We start from the raw sequence: 21,931 nt of genomic DNA on the forward strand, positions 1-21,931 counted from the left end.
GTTGCGTGTTTTCTTGGCCATCTAACGGCAACCGGGTGATAACCCGATTCGAGATGGTTGGCAGGCTCTTGGCCTCACGCTTGGCAACAATGTGATTGCAGTGTAGAGAGCCACAAAAGCACCGCAATCCCCTGACCGCGATACGCGACATAACGAATTTCGTATTGTCGCGACGCAGCAATCACCAGCCCCGCAATGGCAACCTCTTCACCGGGACGATCAGTGAATTTGCTGCGCCGCAGCATGCACAATCACTTTTCGCTCGGCGGTTTCCGCCTGGCCTTCCGCTATGCTTCCTGCCTCCAGACAATGTGCAGCGCCTTGAATGCAGCGCCATCGCGTCGAGAAGGCATTAATCGGGTCCTGAAAAATACAAATGAAACAAGCCCCTCCCCGTCACTTCGCCGGCCTGGCACTGATCGTGTTATCACTGATCTGGGGGTACAACTGGGTCGTCATGAAACAGGTCATACCCTATGTTGACCCCTTCGATTTTTCCGCACTGCGTACGCTGCTCGGTGCGGGCGCGTTGTTCATATGTCTGCGCCTGCTCAAACGCCCGATGGCTATTGCCCAGCCTGGTAGCATCGTCCTTCTCGGCCTGGTGCAGACAGCGGCCTTTACCGCACTGATCCAGTGGGCGCTGGTGGCGGGCGGTGCCGGCAAGACGGCTGTGCTGGTCTATGCCATGCCTTTCTGGCTGATCCCGCTGGCCTGGTTGCTCCTCGACGAACGCATTCGCGGTGGACAATGGGTTGCTGTCGCCACCGCCGCCGGTGGTTTGCTGCTCTTCCTTGAGCCCTGGCAGTCTGGCGGCACCTGGTTCAGCAACCTGCTCGGCCTCGCTGCCGGGCTGACCTGGGCGCTCGCCACCCTGCTTGCCAAGCGCCTGCGCGCCCGGCACAAGTTTGATCTGCTCGCCCTGACTGCCTGGCAGATGCTGTTCGGCGCGCTGGCCTTGTGCATCGTGGCGCTGCTCTTCAGTACCCGGCCGATTCAGCCGACGCCTTATTTCTTCGGTGCGCTGGCCTTCAACGCGCTGCTCGCCACCGGCCTGGCCTGGGTGTTGTGGCTCTATGTTCTACAACACCTGCCGGCCGGGCTGGCCGGGCTTTCTTCGCTCGGCACGCCGGCCATTGGCGTTCTGGCCGGCTGGATCGAACTGGGTGAAACACCGAGCCCGGCGGAATTCTCCGGCATGCTGCTGATCGGTGCCGCACTGTTTGGGCTATACCTGCTCTCGCTGCGGGCGACGCGAAAAAGCAGTTAAGCCGCTCAATCCTGGCGTTCGGACCAGAGCACGCCACCGGTTGCTCCTTGGCAGACCAATTTCCAGAGATGGCTCAATACATCGGTTGGCTGCCACTATCACCTCCAAGCATTGATCTGTATTATGTACAAAATTCTGCAACATTAACCAGCGAGGCTTACCATGTCCATTTTTGCCAGTGACGTCATCCCCTTCTCACAAGCCCGCGCCAAGCTCTCCGACCTGGCAGACCAAGTCAAAGCGGGTGCCGAGAAGATCATCACCAAGAATGGTGAAAGCTACGTCGCGCTGATTGACTCTGATCGGCTGGACTACTACCACCAGTTGGAGCGTGAACGTATCCACCTGCTGCTCATCAGTGAGGCAAGCAAGGGACTCGACGATATTGCGGCTGGGCGTACCAGCGATGCACGCAACGCTTTGCAAGCCATCAAGCAGCGCCGCAAGAACACAGCCTGATCGTGGCGAATCAGGAATCCCCAAAGACTACCGTCAAGCTCACTGCAAATTTTGAACGCAGCCTCGACGAGATCGATGCCTTCCTCACCGAAGCAGAGGCACCACAGGCCTTTGATGCGCTGCTTGATGAGCTGACGGATACCGTCATCCCCAATCTCGAACGCTTCCCTGCCATGGGGCGCTCTTTTCTGAGCCGCGCTATCCGTTCGGTTGAGACCAGTAATGGCATTGACACTCTTCAAGGCAAATTGGCAGCAATCGGTGAAAATGCTGAACTTCGTGAATACGTTCTTGAGCACTACCTGATGCTTTATGCACGTGTTGGTTCGGCGATTCACCTGCTCTCGATTCGGCATCACAAACAGTTGTCCTTCAATTTCCAGCATCTCTGGACCTCCAGTTAGCCCAACCAATAAAAATAAACACATAACCACACGACATGACTCAAGAAACAAACAACCTCGCCGCCTATATCTGGTCCCTTGCCGATCTACTGCGGGGTGATTTCAAGCAGAGCCAATATGGCCGCATCATCCTGCCCTTCACCCTGCTGCGTCGCCTGGAGTGTGTGCTGGAAGCCAGCAAGGAAGCCGTGCTCAAGCAGGTTCCCGTCGTCGACAAGATGAACCTGCCGGAAGAGGCGCAGGAAAAGTTGCTGCTGCGCGCCACCAATGGCTTGTCCTTCTTCAACACCTCGCCGATGGATCTGGGTACGCTGGGCGAAGCCAGCATCAAGGCCAACCTGGAACACTACATTCAGTGCTTCTCCAAAGATGCCCGCGAAATTTTCGATCACTTCAAATTTTTCGAGTTCATTGGTCTGCTGAATGACGCCAACCTGCTCTACAAAATTGTGCAGAAGGTTCGGCAAGCCGATCTCAGCCTAAAGTCTGTTTCCAACTACGAAATGGGTCTGGTATTTGAAGAACTGATCCGCCGCTTTGCTGAAAGCTCGAATGAAACAGCCGGCGAACACTTCACCCCGCGCGACATCGTCCGCCTCACCACCTCGCTGGTGTTCATGGAAGACGATGATGCGCTGACCAAGCCGGGCATCATCCGCACCATTTACGATCCCACCGCCGGTACAGGTGGTTTCCTGTCGGCTGGCATGGAATACGTGCACGAGCTGAACCCGCAAACCGTGATGCGCGCCTTCGGTCAGGAGCTCAATCCCGAGAGCTACGCCATCTGCAAAGCCGACATGCTGATCAAGGGCCAAGATGTCAGCCAGATCAAGCTCGGCAACACCCTCTCCAACGATCACCTCTACGCCAGCAAGTTCGACTACATGCTCAGCAATCCACCTTTCGGCGTGGATTGGAAGAAGATCGAAGGCGATATTACCGACGAATACACCCTCAAGGGCTTTGATGGGCGATTTGGTCCTGGCCTGCCACGCGTTTCTGATGGCTCTTTGCTGTTTCTTTTGCACCTGATCAGCAAGCTGCGCGACATCAAGGAGGGCGGCTCGCGCATCGGCATCATCCTCAATGGCTCGCCCTTGTTTACCGGTGGTGCCGGTTCCGGCGAATCGGAAATCCGCCGCCACATTCTTGAAGCCGATCTGCTTGAAGCCATCGTCGCGCTGCCAACCGACATGTTCTACAACACCGGTATTGCCACCTACGTCTGGGTGCTCTCCAACAAGAAAGCCGCCGAGCGCAAAGGCAAGGTTCAACTCATCAACGGCGTGAACCTCTGCGGCAAGATGCGCAAATCGCTGGGTAGCAAGCGCAACCAGATGGATGAAGGCGACATCGCCACCATCACCCGCTGCTTTGGCCAGTTTGAAGTCGTCGATGCCCGCCAACTCGACAAACCCGCCGAGCCGAAAAGTAATCGGGGTCGGCAGTCTGCCAACTCCAAAGCCGAAGCCCCCAAATCCTTCGCCAGCAAGATATTTGCCGCGCACGAATTCGGCTACCGCCGCATCACCATTGAGCGCCCTTTGCGCCTCTCCTACCAGTTCAGCGATGAACACATTTCCACGCTGCGCTTTGCTGCTGGCGTGCTGAATGGCGCCATGCAGTGGATTTACAGCGAATATGGACAGAACGGCGGCGAACAACTCTGGGACGACGCGCCAGACTGCGAAGATTACGGCGACCTGACTGCCGACAACGACGAAATCCGCACCCACCTCAAACGCCACTTTGCCGATCTGAAAGAAAAACAGATCAAGGATCTACTGGCCCGCGACACCTGGCTTGCCCAGAAGCAAATCCTGCTCAAGGCTAGGCAACTACAGAAAGTCATCGGTACAGCACAGTTTGACGACTTCAACGCCTACGACGATGCGCTGAAAGCCGCTGCCAAAAAAGCTGGAATCACGCTCGACAGCAAAGAGAAAAAGCAGATCGCTGACGCGGTGAGCTGGAAGAACCCCATTGCCGAGAAAGTCATCAAGAAGCTGCACAAAGAAAAAAACGCAAATAAGGCCAACCCCTTATATGGGCTGTTTTCCGTTAATGGTGAAATTGTCGAATACCAGGCTGATGGCGAGCTACGTGACTTTGAAAACATCGCCCTCAATCCAAATGCTACGGTCAACACCGTAAACGAGGCATATTTCATCAAGGAAGTGCAGCCGCACGTAGCAGACGCCTGGATAGATGCTGGCAAGTGCGATGCCAAGGATGGCGAGATTGGTATTGTCGGTTACGAAATCCCTTTTAACCGCCACTTCTACCAGTACCAGCCGCCACGCGACCTGGTTGAGATCGATGCGGATCTGGATGCCGTCAGCGCGGAGATCATGGCGCTGCTACGTGAGGTGCATTCGTGAAGTTTAAAAAATATCCAGAATTAAAATACAGTGAATATTTTAATTCGGATTTACCTACGCACTGGTTAGAGAAAAGGCTCGGATATATTTCGGCACAAGGGAAGGCTACGTTTGTTGATGGTCCGTTTGGTTCAGATTTAAAAACGACTGACTATCAAGACGAAGGGGTACCTTTGATTCAGTTAAATAACATCAGAGACAGCAAGCACGTTCTTCAGAATATGAAATTCATTACTGAAGAAAAGAAGAATAAGCTATTAAGACATATTACAATTCCAGGCGATGTGGTTATTGCAAAAATGGCAGATCCCGTTGCTCGCGCAGCAATTGTGGCTGATGATTTTTTTGAATATGTAATTGTTGCGGACTGCGTAAAAATCACCCCCGACCTTGGTCTTGTTAATTTGAATTACTTGGTTTGGGCTATAAACTCTGACTGCGTACGAATTAACGCAGAATTAGTATCTACCGGAACAACAAGAATTCGCATCAACTTAGGTGAATTGCAGAAACTAAAAATTCCGTACCCTTCAGACGATGAGCAAAAGGCAATCGCCGCCTTCCTCGACCACGAAACCGCGAAGATCGACGCGCTGATCGAGAAGCAGCGGCGACTGATTGAACTGCTCAAGGAAAAGCGGCAGGCGGTGATCAGCCATGCCGTGACCAAAGGCCTCAACCCCAACGCCCCGATGAAGGATTCCGGGGTGGAGTGGCTGGGCGAGGTTCCGGCGCATTGGGTGGTGACCAAGGCAAAATTTGTAGCAAATGTTTTTGTTCCTCAAAGAAACAAGCCTGATTTGAATGATGAGAATGGTGTGCCTTGGGCCACGATGGAAGACATGAAGGGCGCTTGCATCACGGGCACCAGAAATTTTGTTAATCCTGATTCAGCAAAGATCGCTGGTTCAAAAACTCTAAAAGCTGGTGCCGTGATTGCAAGCTGTGTTGGTAATTTTGGGGTTGCTTCAATCAACAAAATTGACGTGATTATCAATCAACAATTGCAAGCCTATATACCAATATCAATCAAGGCTGAGTATCTGCGTGAAACCGTTTTGACTTCCAAAAGCTATTTCGAGCAAATCGGTACAGCGGCTACCCTTGTGTATGTAAATCAGCAAGGCTTTGAAAATTTGCCAGTATTGACTCCGCCAATAATAGAACAAGAGAAAATTTGCACTTACATTGAGAAAAAACTATCTGACTTTGAAGATTTAATATCAAAAAGCGAAGTTGTCATTAGATTTATGCAAGAACGCCGCACCGCCCTAATCTCCGCCGCCGTCACCGGCAAGATCGACGTCCGCGACTGGCAGCCCTCCGCCACCTGAACGGACGAATGCGGATTGAGTTTCCAGAAGATGATTGACGCTGCCGAACAAGAACCTACAATACAACGTAACACGTGTAACACAATTGATAGGCCCATCATGTCGACTAGAACCATCAATGTCCGGATACCGGAAGCCCTCTACGGGCAGATTGAAGAACTCGCCCAAGCCACCGCAAGAAGCAAAAGCTTTCTGGCGATTGAGGCACTCAAGAGCTACGTCGAGAGCGAATCCTGGCAGGTGCGCGACATTCAGGCCGGCATCGAGGAAGCTGATGCCGGCGACTTCGCGTCTCAGGAAGAAGTGGCGGCGACTTTTGCCAAGTATGGCGCTTAAATGGACGCGGACAGCGCTCCGCAATCTGGATGACATCGCCGCGTTCATTGCTGCCGACAAGCCCGCCGACGCTACACGTTTCGTTCAGGAACTCCGAATCGCCACTGAAAAGCTGCTGTCTTTTCCCGGCTTGGGTCGGGCCGGTAGGGTGCCCGGCACCCGCGAACTCGTCTTGCACACCAATTATCTGGCCATCTATCGTGTGAAGGCCGGTGAGGTAGAAATTCTTCGCATCCACCACGCAGCAAGGTTGCTATAACAATCTGCCTGGGGATTTTCCCTCTGCTTGGCCCTTTCCATGGCATGGTGTGCGGCGCCAACTTATCCTGACTTATGTTGCAAAACATAAGTTATGTTTTTTCCCATAACTGACCATAAGCCATGAGCGACCAAGCCAGCGAACGCATCTTCCAGGACGACATCATCCGGCAATTGCTGGCCAATGGCTGGCAGCTCGGTTCGCCGGACAAATACAACCACGAACTGGCCTTGTACCCCGAAGATGCGCTGGGTTTTGTCCAAGAAACGCAGGAGGCGCAGTGGAACAAATTTTGCGCCAATCACCCGAAGGATGCCGAGCAGAAGTTCCTCGAACTCGTCGCCAAGCAACTCGCCAAGGCTGACCCGAACGCGACAAATAAAGACAGCCGCAGCTTCGGCACGCTGGGCGTTTTGCGCCATGAACTGCGCGACCGCAATGCGCGCTTTTCGCTGTGCCAGTTCAAACCCGAACATGAGCTGAACCCGGACACGCTGGCGCGTTACCAGAAGAACCGCCTGCGCGTCGTGCCAGAACTGGTCTATAGCCTATGGGCGACGGCAAGCCCGTCATCCCCGAGTGGTTTTATCGGGGATCCAACAGTAAAACCTCTGGATTCCCGCCTGCGCGGGAATGACGAAAGGGCCAAGGCCTGGCGTATCGATCTGGTGCTGTTCGTCAATGGTTTACCGATTGCCACGCTGGAATTGAAATCCGAGTTCAAGCAGGCGGTGGGTCGCGCCATCAAGCAATACAAGAAGACGCGCCTGCCGGTTGATCCGGTAGCAAAAAAGCCCGAACCGCTGCTCAGCTTCAAACGCGGCGCGCTGGTGCACTTTGCTGTGAGTCAGTACGAAGTTCACATGGCAACGCGGCTGGCTGGCGAAAACACCTACTTCCTGCCTTTCAACAAAGGCACGCAGGATGGCGGCGCTGGCAACGATGTACCGGAAGACGTGAACCGTTACGCCACTGACTACCTGTGGAATGAAGTGCTGCTGCCGGACAATCTGCTGAACATTCTGGCGCGCTACGTGCACTTGCAGATCGAAGAAGTGGAAGACTGGGAAGGCAGGAAAACCAAGAAGGAAAGCCTGATCTTCCCGCGTTATCACCAGTGGGATGTGGTGAACAAGCTACTGGCTGCAGCGCGTAGCGAGGGGCCTGGGCATAAATACCTGATCCAGCACAGCGCGGGATCAGGCAAATCGAACTCGATTGCTTGGGTGGCGCATCAGCTTTCATCACTTTACAAGGGTGATGGCCAGAAGCAGTTTCATTCAGTGATCGTCGTCACCGACCGCACGGTGCTGGACGCCCAGTTGCAGGACACGATCCACCAGTTCGAGCACACCGACGGCGTGGTCGGGCGGATCAACAACAAGGAAGGCGACGGCTCGAAATCAGAAAAGCTCGCCGCTGCGCTGGAAGGCGCGCAGCCGATCATCATCGTCACCATTCAGACCTTCCCCTTCGTGTTGAAGGCGATTGAAAACAGCGTCAGCCTGAAGGAACGCTGCTACGCGATCATTGCCGACGAGGCGCACTCCTCGCAAAGCGGCTCGACGGCACGCCAGTTGAAAGAAGTGCTGATGAAGGAAGCCGGTGAGGCTGCTGGCGATGAAGACACCATCGATAGCGACGACATCATTGCCGCTACCGTCGCTTCACGCCGCGCTTCGGGAAATTTGAGTTTTTTCGCGTTCACCGCAACACCCAAGCCGAAGACGCTGGAACTGTTTGGCCGCGTTCCGCATCCCGATGAAGTGCCTTCCATTACCAATAAGCCGGAAGCGTTTCACGTTTACAGCATGCGCCAGGCCATCGAGGAAGGATTCATCCTGGATGTGCTGAAGAACTACACCAACTACAAGGTGGCCTACAAACTGGCGCTGAAGATTCAGGAAGCGGATCAGGAAGTCGAGAGCAAACGCGCTCGCGTAAAGCTCAACCAGTGGGTGCGCCTGCACGATCACAACATCGCGCAAAAGGTGATGCTGATCGTCGAACATTTCAAAGCCAATGTGTTGGGCCTGCTCGGCGGGCAAGCCAAGGCCATGATTGTGACCAGCTCGCGCAAGGAAGCGGTGCGCTACAAGCTGTGCTTTGATAAGTACATTGCCGAAAAGGGCTACCAGAAGATCCATGCGCTGGTCGCCTTCTCCGGCGACGTGGAATTCAACGACAAAGACCCGAACGCCGCTGACCTGATCGGCGAGAAATTCACCGAAACCAATATGAACCCGAATCTGAAGAAGCGCGACATGCGTATTGCCTTCGATTCGGACGACTACCAGGTGATGATCGTTGCCAACAAGTTCCAGACTGGCTTCGATCAGCCCAAGCTTTGCGCCATGTATGTGGACAAGAAACTGGCTGGCGTCGAGTGCGTGCAAACGCTGTCACGTCTGAACCGCACTTACCCGAACAAGGCGGAAACGGGCACCTTTGTGCTGGATTTTTTCAACGAGCCGGAAGACATCCTGAACGCCTTCCAGCCCTACTACCAGACGGCGGAACTGGCGGATGTTTCCGACCCCAACCTGATCTTTACGCTGCACGGCAAGCTGCGTGCGGCAGGCATCTTCACCTGGCAGGAAGTGGAACAGTTCTGCACAGCGTTCTATGTGAAGAACAAGAGCAATGCCGCCATTGCCAATATCTGCAAGCCGGCGGTGCAACGCTGGCAGCAACGCTACAAGTCTGCGGTCGACGCCTTTAAACAGGCAAAAATGATGTTCGAGCGCACCAAAAAAACCGGCGACACGGTGCTGATTACCAACGCCGAGAATTGCCTGAAGGATTGCCAGAAGGAAAAGGACGCGCTGGATATTTTCAAGAAGGATCTGGGCACCTTCGTGCGCTTCTATGAATTCATGTCGCAGATCGTTGATTACGACGATACGGACCTGGAAAAGCTCAGCCTCTACGCCCGCAACCTGCGGCCGATGCTGCGCGAAGCCTTGATCGATGAAGATGAAATCGACCTCGATAACGTCGTGCTCAGTCACTACCGCGTTGCCAAGATCCGTCAGCAGGATTTGCTGCTCCAGCAAAACACCGGCGAATACAAGCTGGAGCCAGGTGAAGGCATGGGTACAGCCAAGCCCCAGGACCAAAAAGAAGAATTCCTCTCGCAGATCATCAGCCGCCTGAACGAAATATTTGTCGCCGACCAACTAACGGACAAGGATATGGTGAACTACGCCTACACCATCCGTGACAAGGTCGGCGAAAACAACATCGTGATGCAGCAGATTGAAAATAACTCAGCCGAACAAGCCTTGCTAGGCGACTTTTCCAAGGCTATCGACGACGCCATCATGGACAGCAGCACGGCACATCAGAACCAGATGCTGCAGTTACTGGCTGACCCGAAGAAAGCGGCTGGATTTGCGCGGATTGTGTTTGATTTGCTGGTTTCTGGAAAGTCGAATCCAGCCGTGTAATGCGTCAGGCTACACGCCCTGACCATCGCCTCATTAGACCCTAGCGTTGAGGATCAACGATAAGCCGCGGCCAAATCGACACGCGCCCGCCATTCGGCTTCACCGAACTGCGGGCGCGCCGCGTAGGCCGCGTTGACGCTCACACCAGCGTGGGCAAAGCTGCCGGGATCAGGCCATATTGCGCCAGCTGGACTTCGTCGCAGTTATGGCCGGGACCGCTACGGTCGACGACCAAAAAGTCGCAAATTCCATCAAGCGCCAGCAGCGGGTGATGCCAGACACCGGTGGCGTAATTGATCCCCTGGTCACCACGAGCGAGGAAGACGCTGAGGTTTTCTGCCGACGGCGCCTCACCGGCCGGCGCTACGACGACCAGATAAGGTCGTCCGGACATCGGCACGAAAGCCTGGCTGCCCTTGGGGTGGCGCTCCATCATCTCGACCGTAAAGGGCAGTTGCCGCGGCTGGCCGCGGAAGATCGAGACGATCACCTTGCCATCCGCGCCTGGCTCGATCGCTGCCAGGTCATGGTAACGTTCGGTGTTGCCGCCGTTGATCGTGAAATGCTGGGCAGCATCGCTCGCCTCGATGACTTCGCCAAAAGGCGCGAAGGCATCGCGGGTCAATGGCTGCGGGGGCAGGGTAATCGTCGTCATCGCGCGCTCCTTACTTGGCGACCTTGCCCCACAGACGCAGACGAGAAACGCCACCGTCGGGGAAGATGTTGAAGCGGATATGGGTGATCGGACCGAGCTTGGCGACCTGTTCCTCGAAGCTATGCACGGCATCCATCTGCAACTTTTGCTCGGGCAGCAGGGCCGCCCAGAACATCGACTGTGTGGTCGCCGAACGGTCGGTGCCGCCGGTGACACGAGCCGCCTGGATCGAGCAGCGGTCCGGATAGTTGCCTTTGAAGAAGGCGGTATCGACTTCGATCTTCTCGACGACGCCCGGCGCACCGAGTTCGATGACGCACCAGTCGTTGCCCGGCTCACGGCGGCGGCGGGTTTCCCAGCCATCACCCATGTTGGCGCCACGCCCCGGCAGGAGCAGCGCGGTGACGGTGGAACCGAAACTAGCATCGTTCCAGGAAACCGGACGCCCACCATTTTCCAGTGCGATCAGGTCGACCAGTTGGCCGGCATCCGCATTTTCCAGGCCGCCCACCGGTTGACCGTAGACGCGCAGGCGGGCAATGCCGCCATCCGGATACATATTGACGCGCAGGTGCGTCCATACGGCATCGCCGGAAACGGCGTCGACGATATGGTGGCTGCTCGGCCCGAGTGCGGTGGCCGGCAGGACTTCAGTCCATTTTGCCGCCGTGAGCGCCTCGACGTCATCAGTCGAAGAAACGCAGGCTTCGATGGAAACCGCCGGCGGGTAATTGCCGACGAAGTGGCTGGTATCAACGTCGAAACCGCGAATGCTGCCCTTGACGCCAAGCTTGACGAGCGCCCAGTCGTGGCCGGCGGTGCGCTTGCGGCGCGACTCCCAGCCATCCATCCACTTGCCGTTGGTGTCGAATTTGCCCGGCACGAACTGAGCCGGTTCAGGGTTGAGCATGCGCGAGGCTTCGGCAAAGAAGTCGTCGGAGGCAGCAAGTGTCTTGGCGCCGAGGCGCAGGTTGGCGAGATCGACCGCACGCAACGCCCAATCGGGCAGATCGGCGGCAGGGGCGATGACGGTGGGTCCGGAAGCATGACTAGTCATGGTTTTCTCCTGAATATTGTTTTCGGTTAGAGGGTTGAGGCGGTTGAAGCGTCGTAAGGGTGGCGTTCGATCCAGTGGCGGGCGATGTCGACACGGCGACAAACCCAGACCCGGTCGTGTTTTTCAATGTAATCAAGAAAGCGTTGCAGGGCGCGGAAACGTCCTGGGCGGCCAAGCAGGCGGCAATGCATACCGATGCTCAACATCGCCGGCCGTTCCTCGCCTTCGGCGTACATGACGTCGAAGGCATCGCGCAGATACTCGAAGAATTCGTCACCATGCGAAAAGCCTTGCGGCAGCGAAAACCGCATGTCGTTGGTGTCCAGCGTGTAAGGCACGATCAGGTGTGGCGCGATCGTGCCGTCAGTTTTCTTGACGCTCGTCCACAACGGCAGGTCATCACCGTAATAGTCCGAGTCGTAGAGAAAGCCGCCGTGGTCAGCAACCAGGCGCCGGGTGTTCGGTGAGTCGCGACCGGTGTACCAGCCGAGCGGTTTTTCGCCGGTCAGGCGCTCGATAATTTCCATGCCGATGCGCATGTGCTCGCGCTCGATGGCTTCGTCCATGCCTTGATAATGAATCCAGCGCCAGCCGTGGCAGGCGATTTCGTGACCGAGTTCCTTGAAGGCGGCAGTCAGTTCGGGGTGACGCTCAAGCGCCATCGACACACCGAAGATGGTCATCGGCAGGCCGCGCCGCTCGAATTCGCGCAGGATGCGCCAGACGCCAACCCGCGAACCGTATTCGTAAACACCTTCCATCGACAGGTGGCGATCCGGAAAACTGGGCGGATTGAACAATTCGGAGAGGAACTGCTCGCTGCCGGCATCACCATGCAGCACGCAGTTTTCGCCACCTTCCTCGTAGTTGAGGACAAACTGCACGGCGATACGCGCCCGGCCCGGCCAGTCGGCAAACGGCGGATTCTTGCCGTAGCCGATCAGGTCACGCGGGTAATTGGCGGGGGTATTCATGCGATTTCTCCTGTTTTTTGCCGTTGACCGTAGCAATCAGCCGAGCATTGCATCAAGACGGAAGCGAGCGATTTTGCCAATCTCGCGCAGGCAGGCCTGGAACTCGGTGGCCCGGTCGTTAAGCAGACGGGCATCGACGCCATCCATGATCTGGTAGCGACCCAGCCCCTTGACGGCGATCACGAACGGAAAACCGAAACGCGCCCGGTAAGCGGCGTTGAGATCGCGCAGGCGCTGCAGCTCTTCCTTGGTGCACTGGTCGAGGCCGGCACCGCGCTGCTCAGAAGTCGAGGCATCGGTCAGCGTACCATCGGCGGCCTCCTTACCAGCCAGCTCCGGGTGAGCGCAGATCAGGCCGAGTTGCTCGTCGGGCGTCGCGGCATCCAATACTTTCAGCATCGCAGCATGGAGTTGGCCGACATCAGCAAAAGGACGCGCTGACCAAGCCCGCTCGGGAATCCACGGCGAGTGCTCGAAGATATCGGCCAAGCGGCTGACAAACTCGGCTTGCGGCAAGGCGGACAGTTCAGCCAGCGGAGTAGAACAAGTTGCTGCAGTCATTTCGGTTTCCTTCGTTCAATCGGTCAGGCGGGCGCCCTGGGCAGCCCAGACGAGGATCAGATTGCGTTCTTCGTCGGTCATGCCGGTCAGGTTGCCCAGCGGCATGTAGCCGCTGGTCACGGTTTCCTTGATCTTGGCGATATGTTGGCCGATTTGCGTGGCGTTCTCCAGCATCACACCCTTCGGGGGCTGGACGAAGCCTTCGCGGGTCGGCTGGGCGGCGTGACAGGACACACAGCGCTGGTCGATCACCTGCTTGGCTTCGGCAAAGGTAATCTTCTTGCCACCGGTATCGATGCCCTTCGGAGCCATCAGCACGATCAGGGCAACAATCAGCGCGGCACCAGCTGCCGGCAGCCACCATTTCTGCTGCCCACGATGGCGCAGCACGAAGAACTGACGGATCAGCACACCAGCCAGCATCAGCACAGCCAGTACCAGCCAGCCGTTGGCATTGCCGTAGGTCATCGGGTAATGGTTGCTGATCATGATGATCAACACCGGCAAGGTAAAGTAGGTGTTATGCACCGAACGCTGCTTGCCGATGATGCCGGGCATGCTATCGACTGGCTGGCCGGCGCGAATCTGCTCCACCATCCGCTTCTGGCCGGGAATGATGTGGAAGAAGACGTTCGCCGACATCATCGTGCCGAGCATGGCGCCGACATGGATGTAGGCGCCGCGGGCCGAGAAAATGTGGAACAGCGCGTAGTTGCAGATCATCACGAAGACGAAGACGATTCCTGCCAGCAGGCCATCGCGACCGACCAGATTGCGGCACAACGTGTCGTAAACCAGCCAGCCAACAGTCAGGAAAGCAACCGCAATACCAACTGCAGCCGCCGGTGTCAGGTCCATGACCCGGGCGTCGATCAGTGTGTTCGAGGCGCCGATCCAGTACACCACGGCCAGCAGGCTCATGCCGGACAACCACGTGGAATAGGCCTCCCACTTCGACCAGTGCAGGTCGTTGCTCAGCGGTTCGCCCTTGGGGCCGGTCGGGAATTTCTGGCTGCAATAAAACCCGCCGCCATGCACCGCCCACAATTCGCCGAACACGCCGCGCTTGGCATCTTCCGGCTTTTTGGGCGCCTTCAGCGAGTTGTCGAGCATCACGAAATAAAACGAGGCACCGATCCAGGCGATGCCGGCGATCAAATGGAACCAACGCAGCAGCAGGTTGGCCCAGTCAAGCAGATATGCTTCCATGTCTGTTCTCTCCTTTTGGGGTTGTCAGGCTAGAGGCGCGCTTAGCTGCCGCGGTAGGTGGAGTAACTCCACGGCGAGACAAGCAGCGGTACGTGGTAATGCAATGACGGGTCGGCAATGCCGAAACGCAGCACGACTTCATCGACGAACAGCGGCTCGGGCAGCGGTTGGCCGAGCGCACGGAAGTAATCACCGGCGGCAAATACCAGTTCATACTTGCCGGCGACAAGTGCCTCGCCCTCAAGCAGCGGTTTGTCGCAGCGGCCATCGTCGTTGGTTTGCGTGCGCAGTATCTCCTCGCGCTCGCCAGCGATGCGGTACAAGCGCAGCGCAATCCCCTCGCCGGGCTTGCCGTTGGCCGTATCTAGTACATGCGTTGTAAGTTTGCCCATGAATTTGTCTCCTTGTAGTGTGTTTTGATGTCTTGCAGTCTAAGACCGCTTAACGCCTGTCAGAACCTTGATAACCTTATAAGCGATATACAGAAATCGTTATTTTGCTTGCGGCCCACATTCACAAAATGAGTCAAAGGAGACAACGCAATGACTATTCGACGAGACGATCAAGCATTGGACAGTTACTTGCTACGGGTCTTTTCCCTGGTGGTTAGCGAACGCAGCGTTTCTCGTGTCGCCTTGCGCATGAAACAATCCCAGCCGGCGATCAGTGCCGCCCTGAGAAAGCTGCGGGACATATTCGGCGACCCCTTACTCGTCCGCGAGAAAGGCGGCATGGTTCCCACCGAACGCGCACTTTTCCTGCTCTCACATGCCAAAATTGCGCTCGCTGAAATTGACCAGATGGTCCAGGCACCCGAAAATTTCGATCCGCAAGCCAGCAAGCTGACCTTTCGGATAGGCGCCCCGGACTATATCGCGCCTGCCTTCATGGCCAACGTGGTCGAAAGTTTCCGGCGCAAAGCTCCGGTGGCCCGCCTGGTCATTCACTCGCTCGGCCCCGATTTCGATTTCGAGCGCTCGCTGGCCGAAGGCGAACTCGACATAGTCCTCGGCAACTGGGCGGAACCGCCGCCCCGCATGCACCTGTCGATGCTGCTTGAAGATCGGATCGTCTGCCTGGTCAATGCCCGCCATCCTCTCGTCACCAAGGGCATGACCCCAGAAAGTTATGCCAAGGGTGTGCACATCGTGCCGCTGCCCTATTCGTTCAGTCAGCGCGGCGTCATCGACTGCGCACTCGCGACGCTACGCATTACCCGCGAAGAATGCGTCACGTTCCAGTCATTTACGATGGTCCCTTACCTGCTACAGCACACCGACCTGATCTTCACGACCACGCTGCACTTTGCCCGCTTCTATGCGGACATCCTGCAACTGGCCATCCTGCCGGCGCCGATCGACTTTCCGCCGATGCGTTTCTATCAACTGTGGCACGAAAGAAATCACAAATCGCCCGCGCATCGCTGGCTACGCAGCATCTTCGCTGAATGCGGCCAGAAAATGACTGATAACTACCCGACGGAAAAATAAAAGGCTCCCCGTCGGGAGCCTCTCGCCAGCGACGAACCAGTTCGGGTTAGCGATCGATCGGAACCAGAATCACGGGAACATCCGTCTTCATGGTTACCTTGTGCGCAACCGAGCCTAGGATGAACTCGCCAATCGATGTATGACCACGCGACCCCATCACGATCACATCGGCCACGACATGCTTGGCCATATCCAGAATGCGTCGCGCCGCGTCACCTTCCACTGCGCGCACACTGACCAGAACGTCGTGAACCGCCATTTCCGGATGCGCTTCGGCAAAGTCGTTGATGCGCTTGCGCAATAACTCCTCATCCTGGTTGTGCCCGGCGGCCTTGATCTCGTCGAATTTTTCTTCGGTAATGAACGACATGTAGGGCAGGCTGGTGGCCGGCAGCGACACGGTCATTGCGTGCAGTTTGGCGCCGAATTTCTGGGCCAAACCGACTGCATGCATGAAAACAGCGGGCGAACGAGGCGAAAGGTCTGATGCGTACAGAATGGATTTGAGTTCATACGACATATCCTGCTCCTTGGAAAGTTTGAAATTCGCATTAAGTCTAAAAGGAGAAAAAATTTCAAAACACAACAAATCAAATACGCGTTATTCAAATATTCATATATTGTGATTTGGCAACTTGTTAAAAAAAGCGCGCTTCCTCGACTTCTGAGCAATCCACAGCGAGCACCACACGACGCTGGTTCTCGCGCTGCGTGCCGCCAGGGCCGATGATCCAAAGATTATGGCTGAACTACTGGTCAGTGAGCCTGCCATTTCTCGGGATGAGGTGGATACGCATTCTCGGTGAGAAGAAGACGACCGCTTGCCCAGTCGCCCCATTTCTCGATTTTCCCGGTCGACCGCGACTGGTGGGTTATCCGGGATCAATCGCGGAAGCGGCTTCGCACCAGGTCAAGGTCGGCAGCAGCACGTGCCAGTGCTCGCATTTGAGCCGACTGGCGAATTCCGGTCTGGACTGATCGCGATGGCGCCGGACGACGGTTTCGACGCTGGCTTCGATTTTGCCTGTCGTCGGCAGCGAGCATTTACCGGCCAGGCGGCCGAGAACGAGGGTTTCGCCGGGTACGCGCAGGCCCCAGCCTTGCGCGACGTGAAGCAGTTCCAGCGGCTGGCCGATGGCGATGCGGTCGAGCCTGGCATGAAGTGGATCGTTTACCGGCTTGCGCCCGGCAAAACTCAGGTCGACGTCGCCCAGGCCAAGCGTCCGGTATTTCCGCTCCAGGCCGCGCAGGTCAGGCAACGGACTGGGCAACGGGCAGCGGGTGATGCCCGGGCCGCCCAGCCCTGGCGAGAACGGGTTACCGCGCCGGACACCCTGGCACAGGATCAGGGTTTCCTGCGCCCGGGTCATGCCAACATAGTACAGGCGGCGTTCGTCGGTGGTCGATTTCATCCAGTTGCCGCCATCGAGGATGAGCACGTGGCGGAATTCCCGGCCCTTGGCGGCATGCACGGTCGACAGGTTCAAACGGCCCTTTTCGCTGCGGGCGATGTCGGCCGAGAAATCGTAGAGTTCATCGACGATCAGGCTGGCCGGGACGCGCAGATCGCCCCAGACGGCTTCCAGTTCCTCGCAGAAGATGCCGAGTTGCGCAAGATGCGGATTGTCCTGGGTTGGACCGCCGAAGTGCTGATTGAACCAGCGGAGCAGGGCGGCCGGGTGCAGGCTGCGGCCACGTTTGGTCTTGAGCAAATCGAGCAACCAGTGGCACTCGCGGGTCTGGTGAAATTTCGGACGGCCACCGTTGTCGCGATCGGTAAGGCGATACGCCACATTCTCGCGGTGACACCAGGCACGGATCGGGTCGAGCGTCGCCCGGTTGCGGGCGAGGATCGCGAAGTCCGACCAGTCGGTGCCGGGTGCCAGCGATTTCAGGCGGCTGATTTCGGCCATCGCCACCGCCGCTTGGCCGAGCGCATCGTCGGGAACCGCCAGAATCTGCACCCGGCCCTGTGCCAACGGGTCAAGCTTTTGCCAGCGACCGCCGGCGGCGTCGTTCTGGCGGGCGTGGTTGATGCGGATCGGATGGCTGGCTTTCAGGCGCCCGGGGTTGGCGGCGATGAGGCGATTGCCCGCGTCGATAATGTGGCGCGACGAGCGATAGTTTTCCACCAGGTAGTCCAGTTTGGCCTGATAGTCGGCCTGGAAGCGCTGGATGAAGTCGTTGCTGGTCTGGCGGAAGCTGTAGATGTTCTGGTCGTCGTCGCCGACCGCGAGAAGGGTCAGGCGGGCATCCCTGTCCCGGGTCTGGCGGCCGGCGAGGGCGCTGATCAGGTCATACTGGCGCTGGTCGATGTCCTGATATTCGTCGACCAGAATGTAGCGGTAGCCGGCGAGCAGGCGTTCGCGCAGTTCATCGGCAGTATCGGCCTCATCATTGGCGCCGGTTTTTCCCTGGAGCAGGGCGATGGCCTGGTCGAGGATGCTCTCAAGCAGAATCCCGGCTTGCGCCTCTCCGTTCTGCTCGGCCAGACCGGCCAGGCTACTGCCGGTCAGGCGCAGCGCCAATGCGTGATAGGTCAGTACGGTGACACCAAGCGCGTCATTGCCGATCAACTGGCGCAGGCGCTGGCGGATTTCCCAGGCGGCTCCCCGATTGAAGGCCAGCACGATGATGCTGCCCGGCGCTTCGCGCAACACCCGCAGCAGATAGGCGACGCGATGGACGATGACACGTGTCTTGCCCGAGCCGGGGCCGGCCAGAATCAGACGGTTGCTGTCGGCCTTCTCGGCGACAAGGTGTTGTTGCAAGGGGTGGCGCAGGCTTTCGACGATCCTCCGCCACGATTCCTCGGTAGTCGCGCGTTCGAGGATTTCCTTGCGCCCGGCAAAATAGCGGCGGATGAATTCGACCTTGGGCAGCGTGAAATAGGCGAGGACGAAGCTGAGCGCTTCCGAGAGCTTTTTCAGGCCGAGCTTGGCGTATTCATGGATGACGTGGATCTGGAAGTTTTTCTCGTTGTAGTGCTCTTTCAGCGGCTCGAAATCGGCATTGGCGAAACCACGTTTTTCCTCCGGGTAAATTTTGATCGTCATTGCCGAGCGGAAAACTGTCTTGCCGCGATCGAGAATCAGTACGCCGTTGTCGTGCAGGTAGAGCAGGCCGGCATCGATGGCGGTCAGGTCGTCCTTCACTTGCGGGCCGATTTCCAGGTCGGATTTCAGGGCGTGGGCCAGGTCGCCGATCTTGCACTCGACACGCAGGTCGACGCCGCGCAGTTTGTCGTCGAGGCGGGCGAGCAGGGTGTGGAGCAGCACGGCGGCCACCGCCCGACGCTTTTCGGCGATGTCGCGGATGTTCGACCACGGACGCAGCAGGCGGACCTTGAGAATCTCCCGGCGCAGCAGACGGACACCGAACAGGGCGCGCCGGTTTTTTTCGTCGCTACCGAATGGGCGGGCCAGCGAATCCAGCAGCTTCATCAGATCGTCCGGCAGAAAATCGAGGCCGCTGCGGGTCTTCAATTCCTGACACAGGCCACGCAGATTGACATCCTGCCACTCGCCATCATCGGCTTGCGGCGCCAGTTCCGGCAGCAGGCCGAGCAGCGTCGATTCCATCGTGATCAGCCGGGCCAGACGCTCGGACGAAGCGTCCTTGACGCCACGGCGCAAGAGCACGGTCAACGCCAGATCGTTGCTCAAAACGCCCATCTGCTCCAGTTGGTGCAGCATGCGGATGACCTCGTTGCTGCTTACGCCGAGGTACATCATCAACTCGTCGGTGCTGATTCCCTTGTCGTCACGGGCGTTGATCAGCAGCGAGATCAGGTTGAGATAGCGGCGCTTGATCTCCTCGGAGAAATTCCCTTTGGCGAGATGTTCTTCCGCCTCTTCCAGCGATGGCACCTTGAGACAGCCGGGAAAAACCCGCGTGTGGTTTTCGTTGCGCTCAAGAAAGCGCGCCCGCTCGAGCCAGGAAATGGCGGTGCGAACCTTGGTGTCGGCATCGGGGTTGTCGGCCTCGATGCTGCTTTCCCGATCGTCGGCGGCGAGAATCTCACCGGGCGTGACAACGATTTCGCTGCTCCTGGTCTTGCCTGAATAGCGGCGCAGGGTGCGCAGGATGCCGGCGATATCCTGGCGCGAAAGGCGTGAGCGGGCCGACAGGCTGAACTGCGTCTCGACGTCCTGCTCGTCGTAGAGCAGCACGCAGCGTGAATTCCGCAGGTCACGGCCGGCCCGCCCCGCTTCCTGCAGGTAGTTTTCCAGCGAGCCGGGGATGTCGGCATGGATGACGAGGCGCACATCGGGCTTGTCCACGCCCATGCCGAAGGCGTTGGTGGCGACGATCACCCTCAGTTCGCCGGCGATGAACGAACGCTGGATCTCCTTTTTCAAACCCGGTTCGAGCCCGGCGTGATAATGGGTGCAGGCCCAGCCCATGTCCTTGAGAAAGCCGGATATTTCCTCGGTGCGGGCGCGCTTGCCGGCAAAAATAACGGCACCACCGATTTGCGGTGCGCTGCGGGCGAGGCCGAACTCCATCTCCAAAAGGCGGTGGATCAGCGGATTTTTCTCCGGCGTGCCGACGGCAATGACTTCGTAGTGCAGGTTTTCCCGCTCGTGGCCGCCATCGAAGATGCGCAAGCCCATGCCCAGCGCTTCCTGGAAGTGGGCACGGATGTCTTCGATGACCTCCTGCTTGGCGGTTGCGGTAAAGCAACTCACTGGCGCCATTTCTTCGGGCGACTGGGCGTGGCGTTCGCGGATGAAGCGCGACACATAGAGATAATCGGGGCGAAAGTCGTTGCCCCATTTGGACAGGCAGTGCGCCTCGTCGAACACCCAGGCGCCGATCCGGCGCATGCGGATGGCTTCGATGAAGGCGCGGTTGCGGAACTGCTCGGGCGAAACCAGCAAAATGCCGGTATCGCCGAGGCGTACCTTGTCCAGCACGTCGCGCCGCTCGGGCATGGTCAACATGCCGTTCAAGGTCGCCGAGTTGTAGATCCCGGCCTTGATCAGGTTATCGACCTGATCCTTCATCAGCGATTGCAGCGGCGAGATGATGATGCTCAGGCTGCCATTGCGCCAATGCCGCGACAGGGCGGGCAACTGGTAGCAGATCGACTTGCCGCCGCCGGTGGGCAGAATGGCGAGCAGGCTTTCGCCGGCATAACCGGCGCGGGCGATGTCTTCCTGCAGCGAGCCGCCAGCCGGGTTTTTCGGTTCGGCGCGAAAGGCAGCGTAGCCGAAAAGGCGTTCCAGTTCCTTGCATGGATCGAGATAGACCGAACAATAAGGGCAGTTGATATCACCACAGGGGCTTTCGCGCAGCTGGCGAATTTGCCGGCTGGTGGTCGGGAATTGCAGGCGGACCCATGGCGGCAGCACGGAATTGCCGCCGCTGACACGCAGCCAGGCGAGGACGTAGGAAAACGCACGGCCGGCCTCGACATCGGCCAGAGCTTCCTCGAGAACCGCTCGCAGGCGGTTTGGGCAAACCTTGCCAAGGACGAGGGCGGGAACCCGGCGACGGATCTCGTCAGCCGTGGGCGGCATGGCCTCCCTGATGTTCGTGAAAAAACTGCCGAGACCGCTGCCGCCAGTCCGGCCGAGAAAGAAATGATGGCAGGCAAGCTCGTCGGGGCCGGTCTCACGCAGGGCGGTGAAGGCCTCGTGTTGGTCCGCCCACAGCCGGAACGACAGTTGGGCATCCTTGAGCGGGTCGCTGCGCGAATCGCGGACCAGTTTGTAGTCCTTGACCAGGCTGTGATACGGGTTGGCCGGGAAGGCGAGGGGCGAAAGCTCCAGCGTGTCGACGGCAGGCAGGCGGTTCAGCAGCAGTTCAGGGTGGAGCCTGGCGAGTGTCGGCAGATCGTGGCGGACGACATTGTGTCCGACGACGAAGGCAGAGCCTTCGGTCAGGGCGTCGATCCGGGCTAGCGCCGCGGCGATCTGGCCGCCGGCAAGGAAGAGACTTTTCTGCGTATCCGGACGCCAGGCCGCGAACTTGCGGAGAGCCAACTGGTTGTCTGCAGCGGTCTCGATATCGAGACAAAGACAGCGCGGGGCAAACGTTCGACGCATTGACTGACCGGAGCTTATGCAAGAGAACTGATTTGAC

General features: G+C 57.8%; 18 protein-coding genes. 9 read left to right on the plus strand and 9 right to left on the minus strand.

Annotation, left to right across the window (positions count from 1 at the left end; genetic code table 11):
• Nucleotides 1–74 precede the first annotated feature (74 nt).
• Nucleotides 75–245 (minus strand): hypothetical protein, encoded by a 171-nt coding sequence (locus tag IPP03_22290; GenBank protein MBL0355229.1) that lies wholly within the window; start codon nt 243–245, stop codon nt 75–77.
• A gap of 131 nt (nt 246–376) precedes the next feature.
• Between IPP03_22290 and IPP03_22295 the strand changes: the two genes are divergently transcribed.
• The 8 genes from IPP03_22295 (at nt 377) to IPP03_22330 (ending at nt 9,895) form a co-directional block, all read left to right on the plus strand.
• Nucleotides 377–1,270, plus strand: coding sequence for an EamA family transporter (locus IPP03_22295; protein MBL0355230.1), 894 nt, complete (start codon nt 377–379; stop codon nt 1,268–1,270).
• Between the two features lie 162 nt (nt 1,271–1,432).
• Nucleotides 1,433–1,729 (plus strand): type II toxin-antitoxin system Phd/YefM family antitoxin, encoded by a 297-nt coding sequence (locus tag IPP03_22300; GenBank protein MBL0355231.1) that lies wholly within the window; start codon nt 1,433–1,435, stop codon nt 1,727–1,729.
• A 2-nt stretch (nt 1,730–1,731) separates the two neighbouring features.
• The gene (locus IPP03_22305) at nt 1,732–2,133 is read left to right on the plus strand and encodes a type II toxin-antitoxin system RelE/ParE family toxin (protein ID MBL0355232.1); all 402 of its coding nucleotides are present in this window, start codon (nt 1,732–1,734) and stop codon (nt 2,131–2,133) included.
• A gap of 35 nt (nt 2,134–2,168) precedes the next feature.
• Entirely contained in the window at nt 2,169–4,517 is a 2,349-nt protein-coding gene (locus IPP03_22310; GenBank protein MBL0355233.1) for an SAM-dependent DNA methyltransferase, read from the plus strand.
• On the plus strand, nt 4,514–5,851 hold the full coding sequence (locus tag IPP03_22315) for a restriction endonuclease subunit S (protein ID MBL0355234.1): 1,338 nt from the start codon (nt 4,514–4,516) through the stop codon (nt 5,849–5,851). The genes IPP03_22310 and IPP03_22315 overlap by 4 nt, the downstream gene beginning before the upstream one ends.
• Before the next feature lie 99 nt (nt 5,852–5,950).
• Nucleotides 5,951–6,187, plus strand: coding sequence for a hypothetical protein (locus IPP03_22320; protein ID MBL0355235.1), 237 nt, complete (start codon nt 5,951–5,953; stop codon nt 6,185–6,187).
• Nucleotides 6,177–6,446 (plus strand): type II toxin-antitoxin system RelE/ParE family toxin, encoded by a 270-nt coding sequence (locus tag IPP03_22325; GenBank protein ID MBL0355236.1) that lies wholly within the window; start codon nt 6,177–6,179, stop codon nt 6,444–6,446. Before IPP03_22320 ends, IPP03_22325 begins: the two co-directional genes overlap by 11 nt.
• 122 nt (nt 6,447–6,568) lie before the next feature.
• Nucleotides 6,569–9,895 carry a type I restriction endonuclease subunit R gene (locus IPP03_22330; GenBank protein ID MBL0355237.1) on the plus strand — a complete coding sequence of 1,109 codons (3,327 nt, stop codon included), beginning with the start codon at nt 6,569–6,571 and terminating at the stop codon, nt 9,893–9,895.
• A 139-nt stretch (nt 9,896–10,034) separates the two neighbouring features.
• On the opposite strand, the gene IPP03_22335 is transcribed toward IPP03_22330, so the two are convergent.
• From IPP03_22335 to uraH, 6 genes are read right to left on the minus strand one after another with little or no spacing between them, the layout of a single operon-like run.
• A complete protein-coding gene (locus IPP03_22335) occupies nt 10,035–10,550 on the minus strand; it encodes an ureidoglycolate lyase (protein MBL0355238.1) in 516 nt (171 codons plus the stop codon).
• Nucleotides 10,551–10,560: 10 nt separating this feature from the next.
• Nucleotides 10,561–11,607, minus strand: coding sequence for an allantoicase (gene alc, locus IPP03_22340; protein ID MBL0355239.1), 1,047 nt, complete (start codon nt 11,605–11,607; stop codon nt 10,561–10,563).
• A gap of 26 nt (nt 11,608–11,633) precedes the next feature.
• Nucleotides 11,634–12,581 (minus strand): allantoinase PuuE, encoded by a 948-nt coding sequence (gene puuE, locus IPP03_22345; GenBank protein MBL0355240.1) that lies wholly within the window; start codon nt 12,579–12,581, stop codon nt 11,634–11,636.
• Nucleotides 12,582–12,617: 36 nt separating this feature from the next.
• On the minus strand, nt 12,618–13,142 hold the full coding sequence (uraD, locus tag IPP03_22350; protein MBL0355241.1) for a 2-oxo-4-hydroxy-4-carboxy-5-ureidoimidazoline decarboxylase: 525 nt from the start codon (nt 13,140–13,142) through the stop codon (nt 12,618–12,620).
• Between the two features lie 15 nt (nt 13,143–13,157).
• The gene (locus IPP03_22355) at nt 13,158–14,351 is read right to left on the minus strand and encodes a urate hydroxylase PuuD (GenBank protein ID MBL0355242.1); all 1,194 of its coding nucleotides are present in this window, start codon (nt 14,349–14,351) and stop codon (nt 13,158–13,160) included.
• A 41-nt stretch (nt 14,352–14,392) separates the two neighbouring features.
• On the minus strand, nt 14,393–14,743 hold the full coding sequence (gene uraH, locus IPP03_22360; GenBank protein ID MBL0355243.1) for a hydroxyisourate hydrolase: 351 nt from the start codon (nt 14,741–14,743) through the stop codon (nt 14,393–14,395).
• 150 nt (nt 14,744–14,893) lie between these two features.
• Here uraH and IPP03_22365 point away from each other — a divergent pair, with 150 nt between their 5' ends.
• Complete coding sequence (locus IPP03_22365) at nt 14,894–15,841, plus strand: LysR family transcriptional regulator (GenBank protein ID MBL0355244.1); 948 nt, start codon at nt 14,894–14,896, stop codon at nt 15,839–15,841.
• Nucleotides 15,842–15,887: 46 nt separating this feature from the next.
• Here IPP03_22365 and IPP03_22370 read toward each other — a convergent pair whose 3' ends face one another.
• Together IPP03_22370 and IPP03_22375 are read right to left on the minus strand one after the other, a co-directional pair.
• On the minus strand, nt 15,888–16,361 hold the full coding sequence (locus tag IPP03_22370; GenBank protein ID MBL0355245.1) for a universal stress protein: 474 nt from the start codon (nt 16,359–16,361) through the stop codon (nt 15,888–15,890).
• A 352-nt stretch (nt 16,362–16,713) separates the two neighbouring features.
• The gene (locus tag IPP03_22375; protein MBL0355246.1) at nt 16,714–21,894 is read right to left on the minus strand and encodes a RecQ family ATP-dependent DNA helicase; all 5,181 of its coding nucleotides are present in this window, start codon (nt 21,892–21,894) and stop codon (nt 16,714–16,716) included.
• Nucleotides 21,895–21,931: the final 37 nt, after the last annotated feature.

It is taken from the genome of Candidatus Dechloromonas phosphoritropha (assembly GCA_016722705.1).
Lineage (GTDB): Bacteria > Pseudomonadota > Gammaproteobacteria > Burkholderiales > Rhodocyclaceae > Azonexus > Azonexus phosphoritrophus.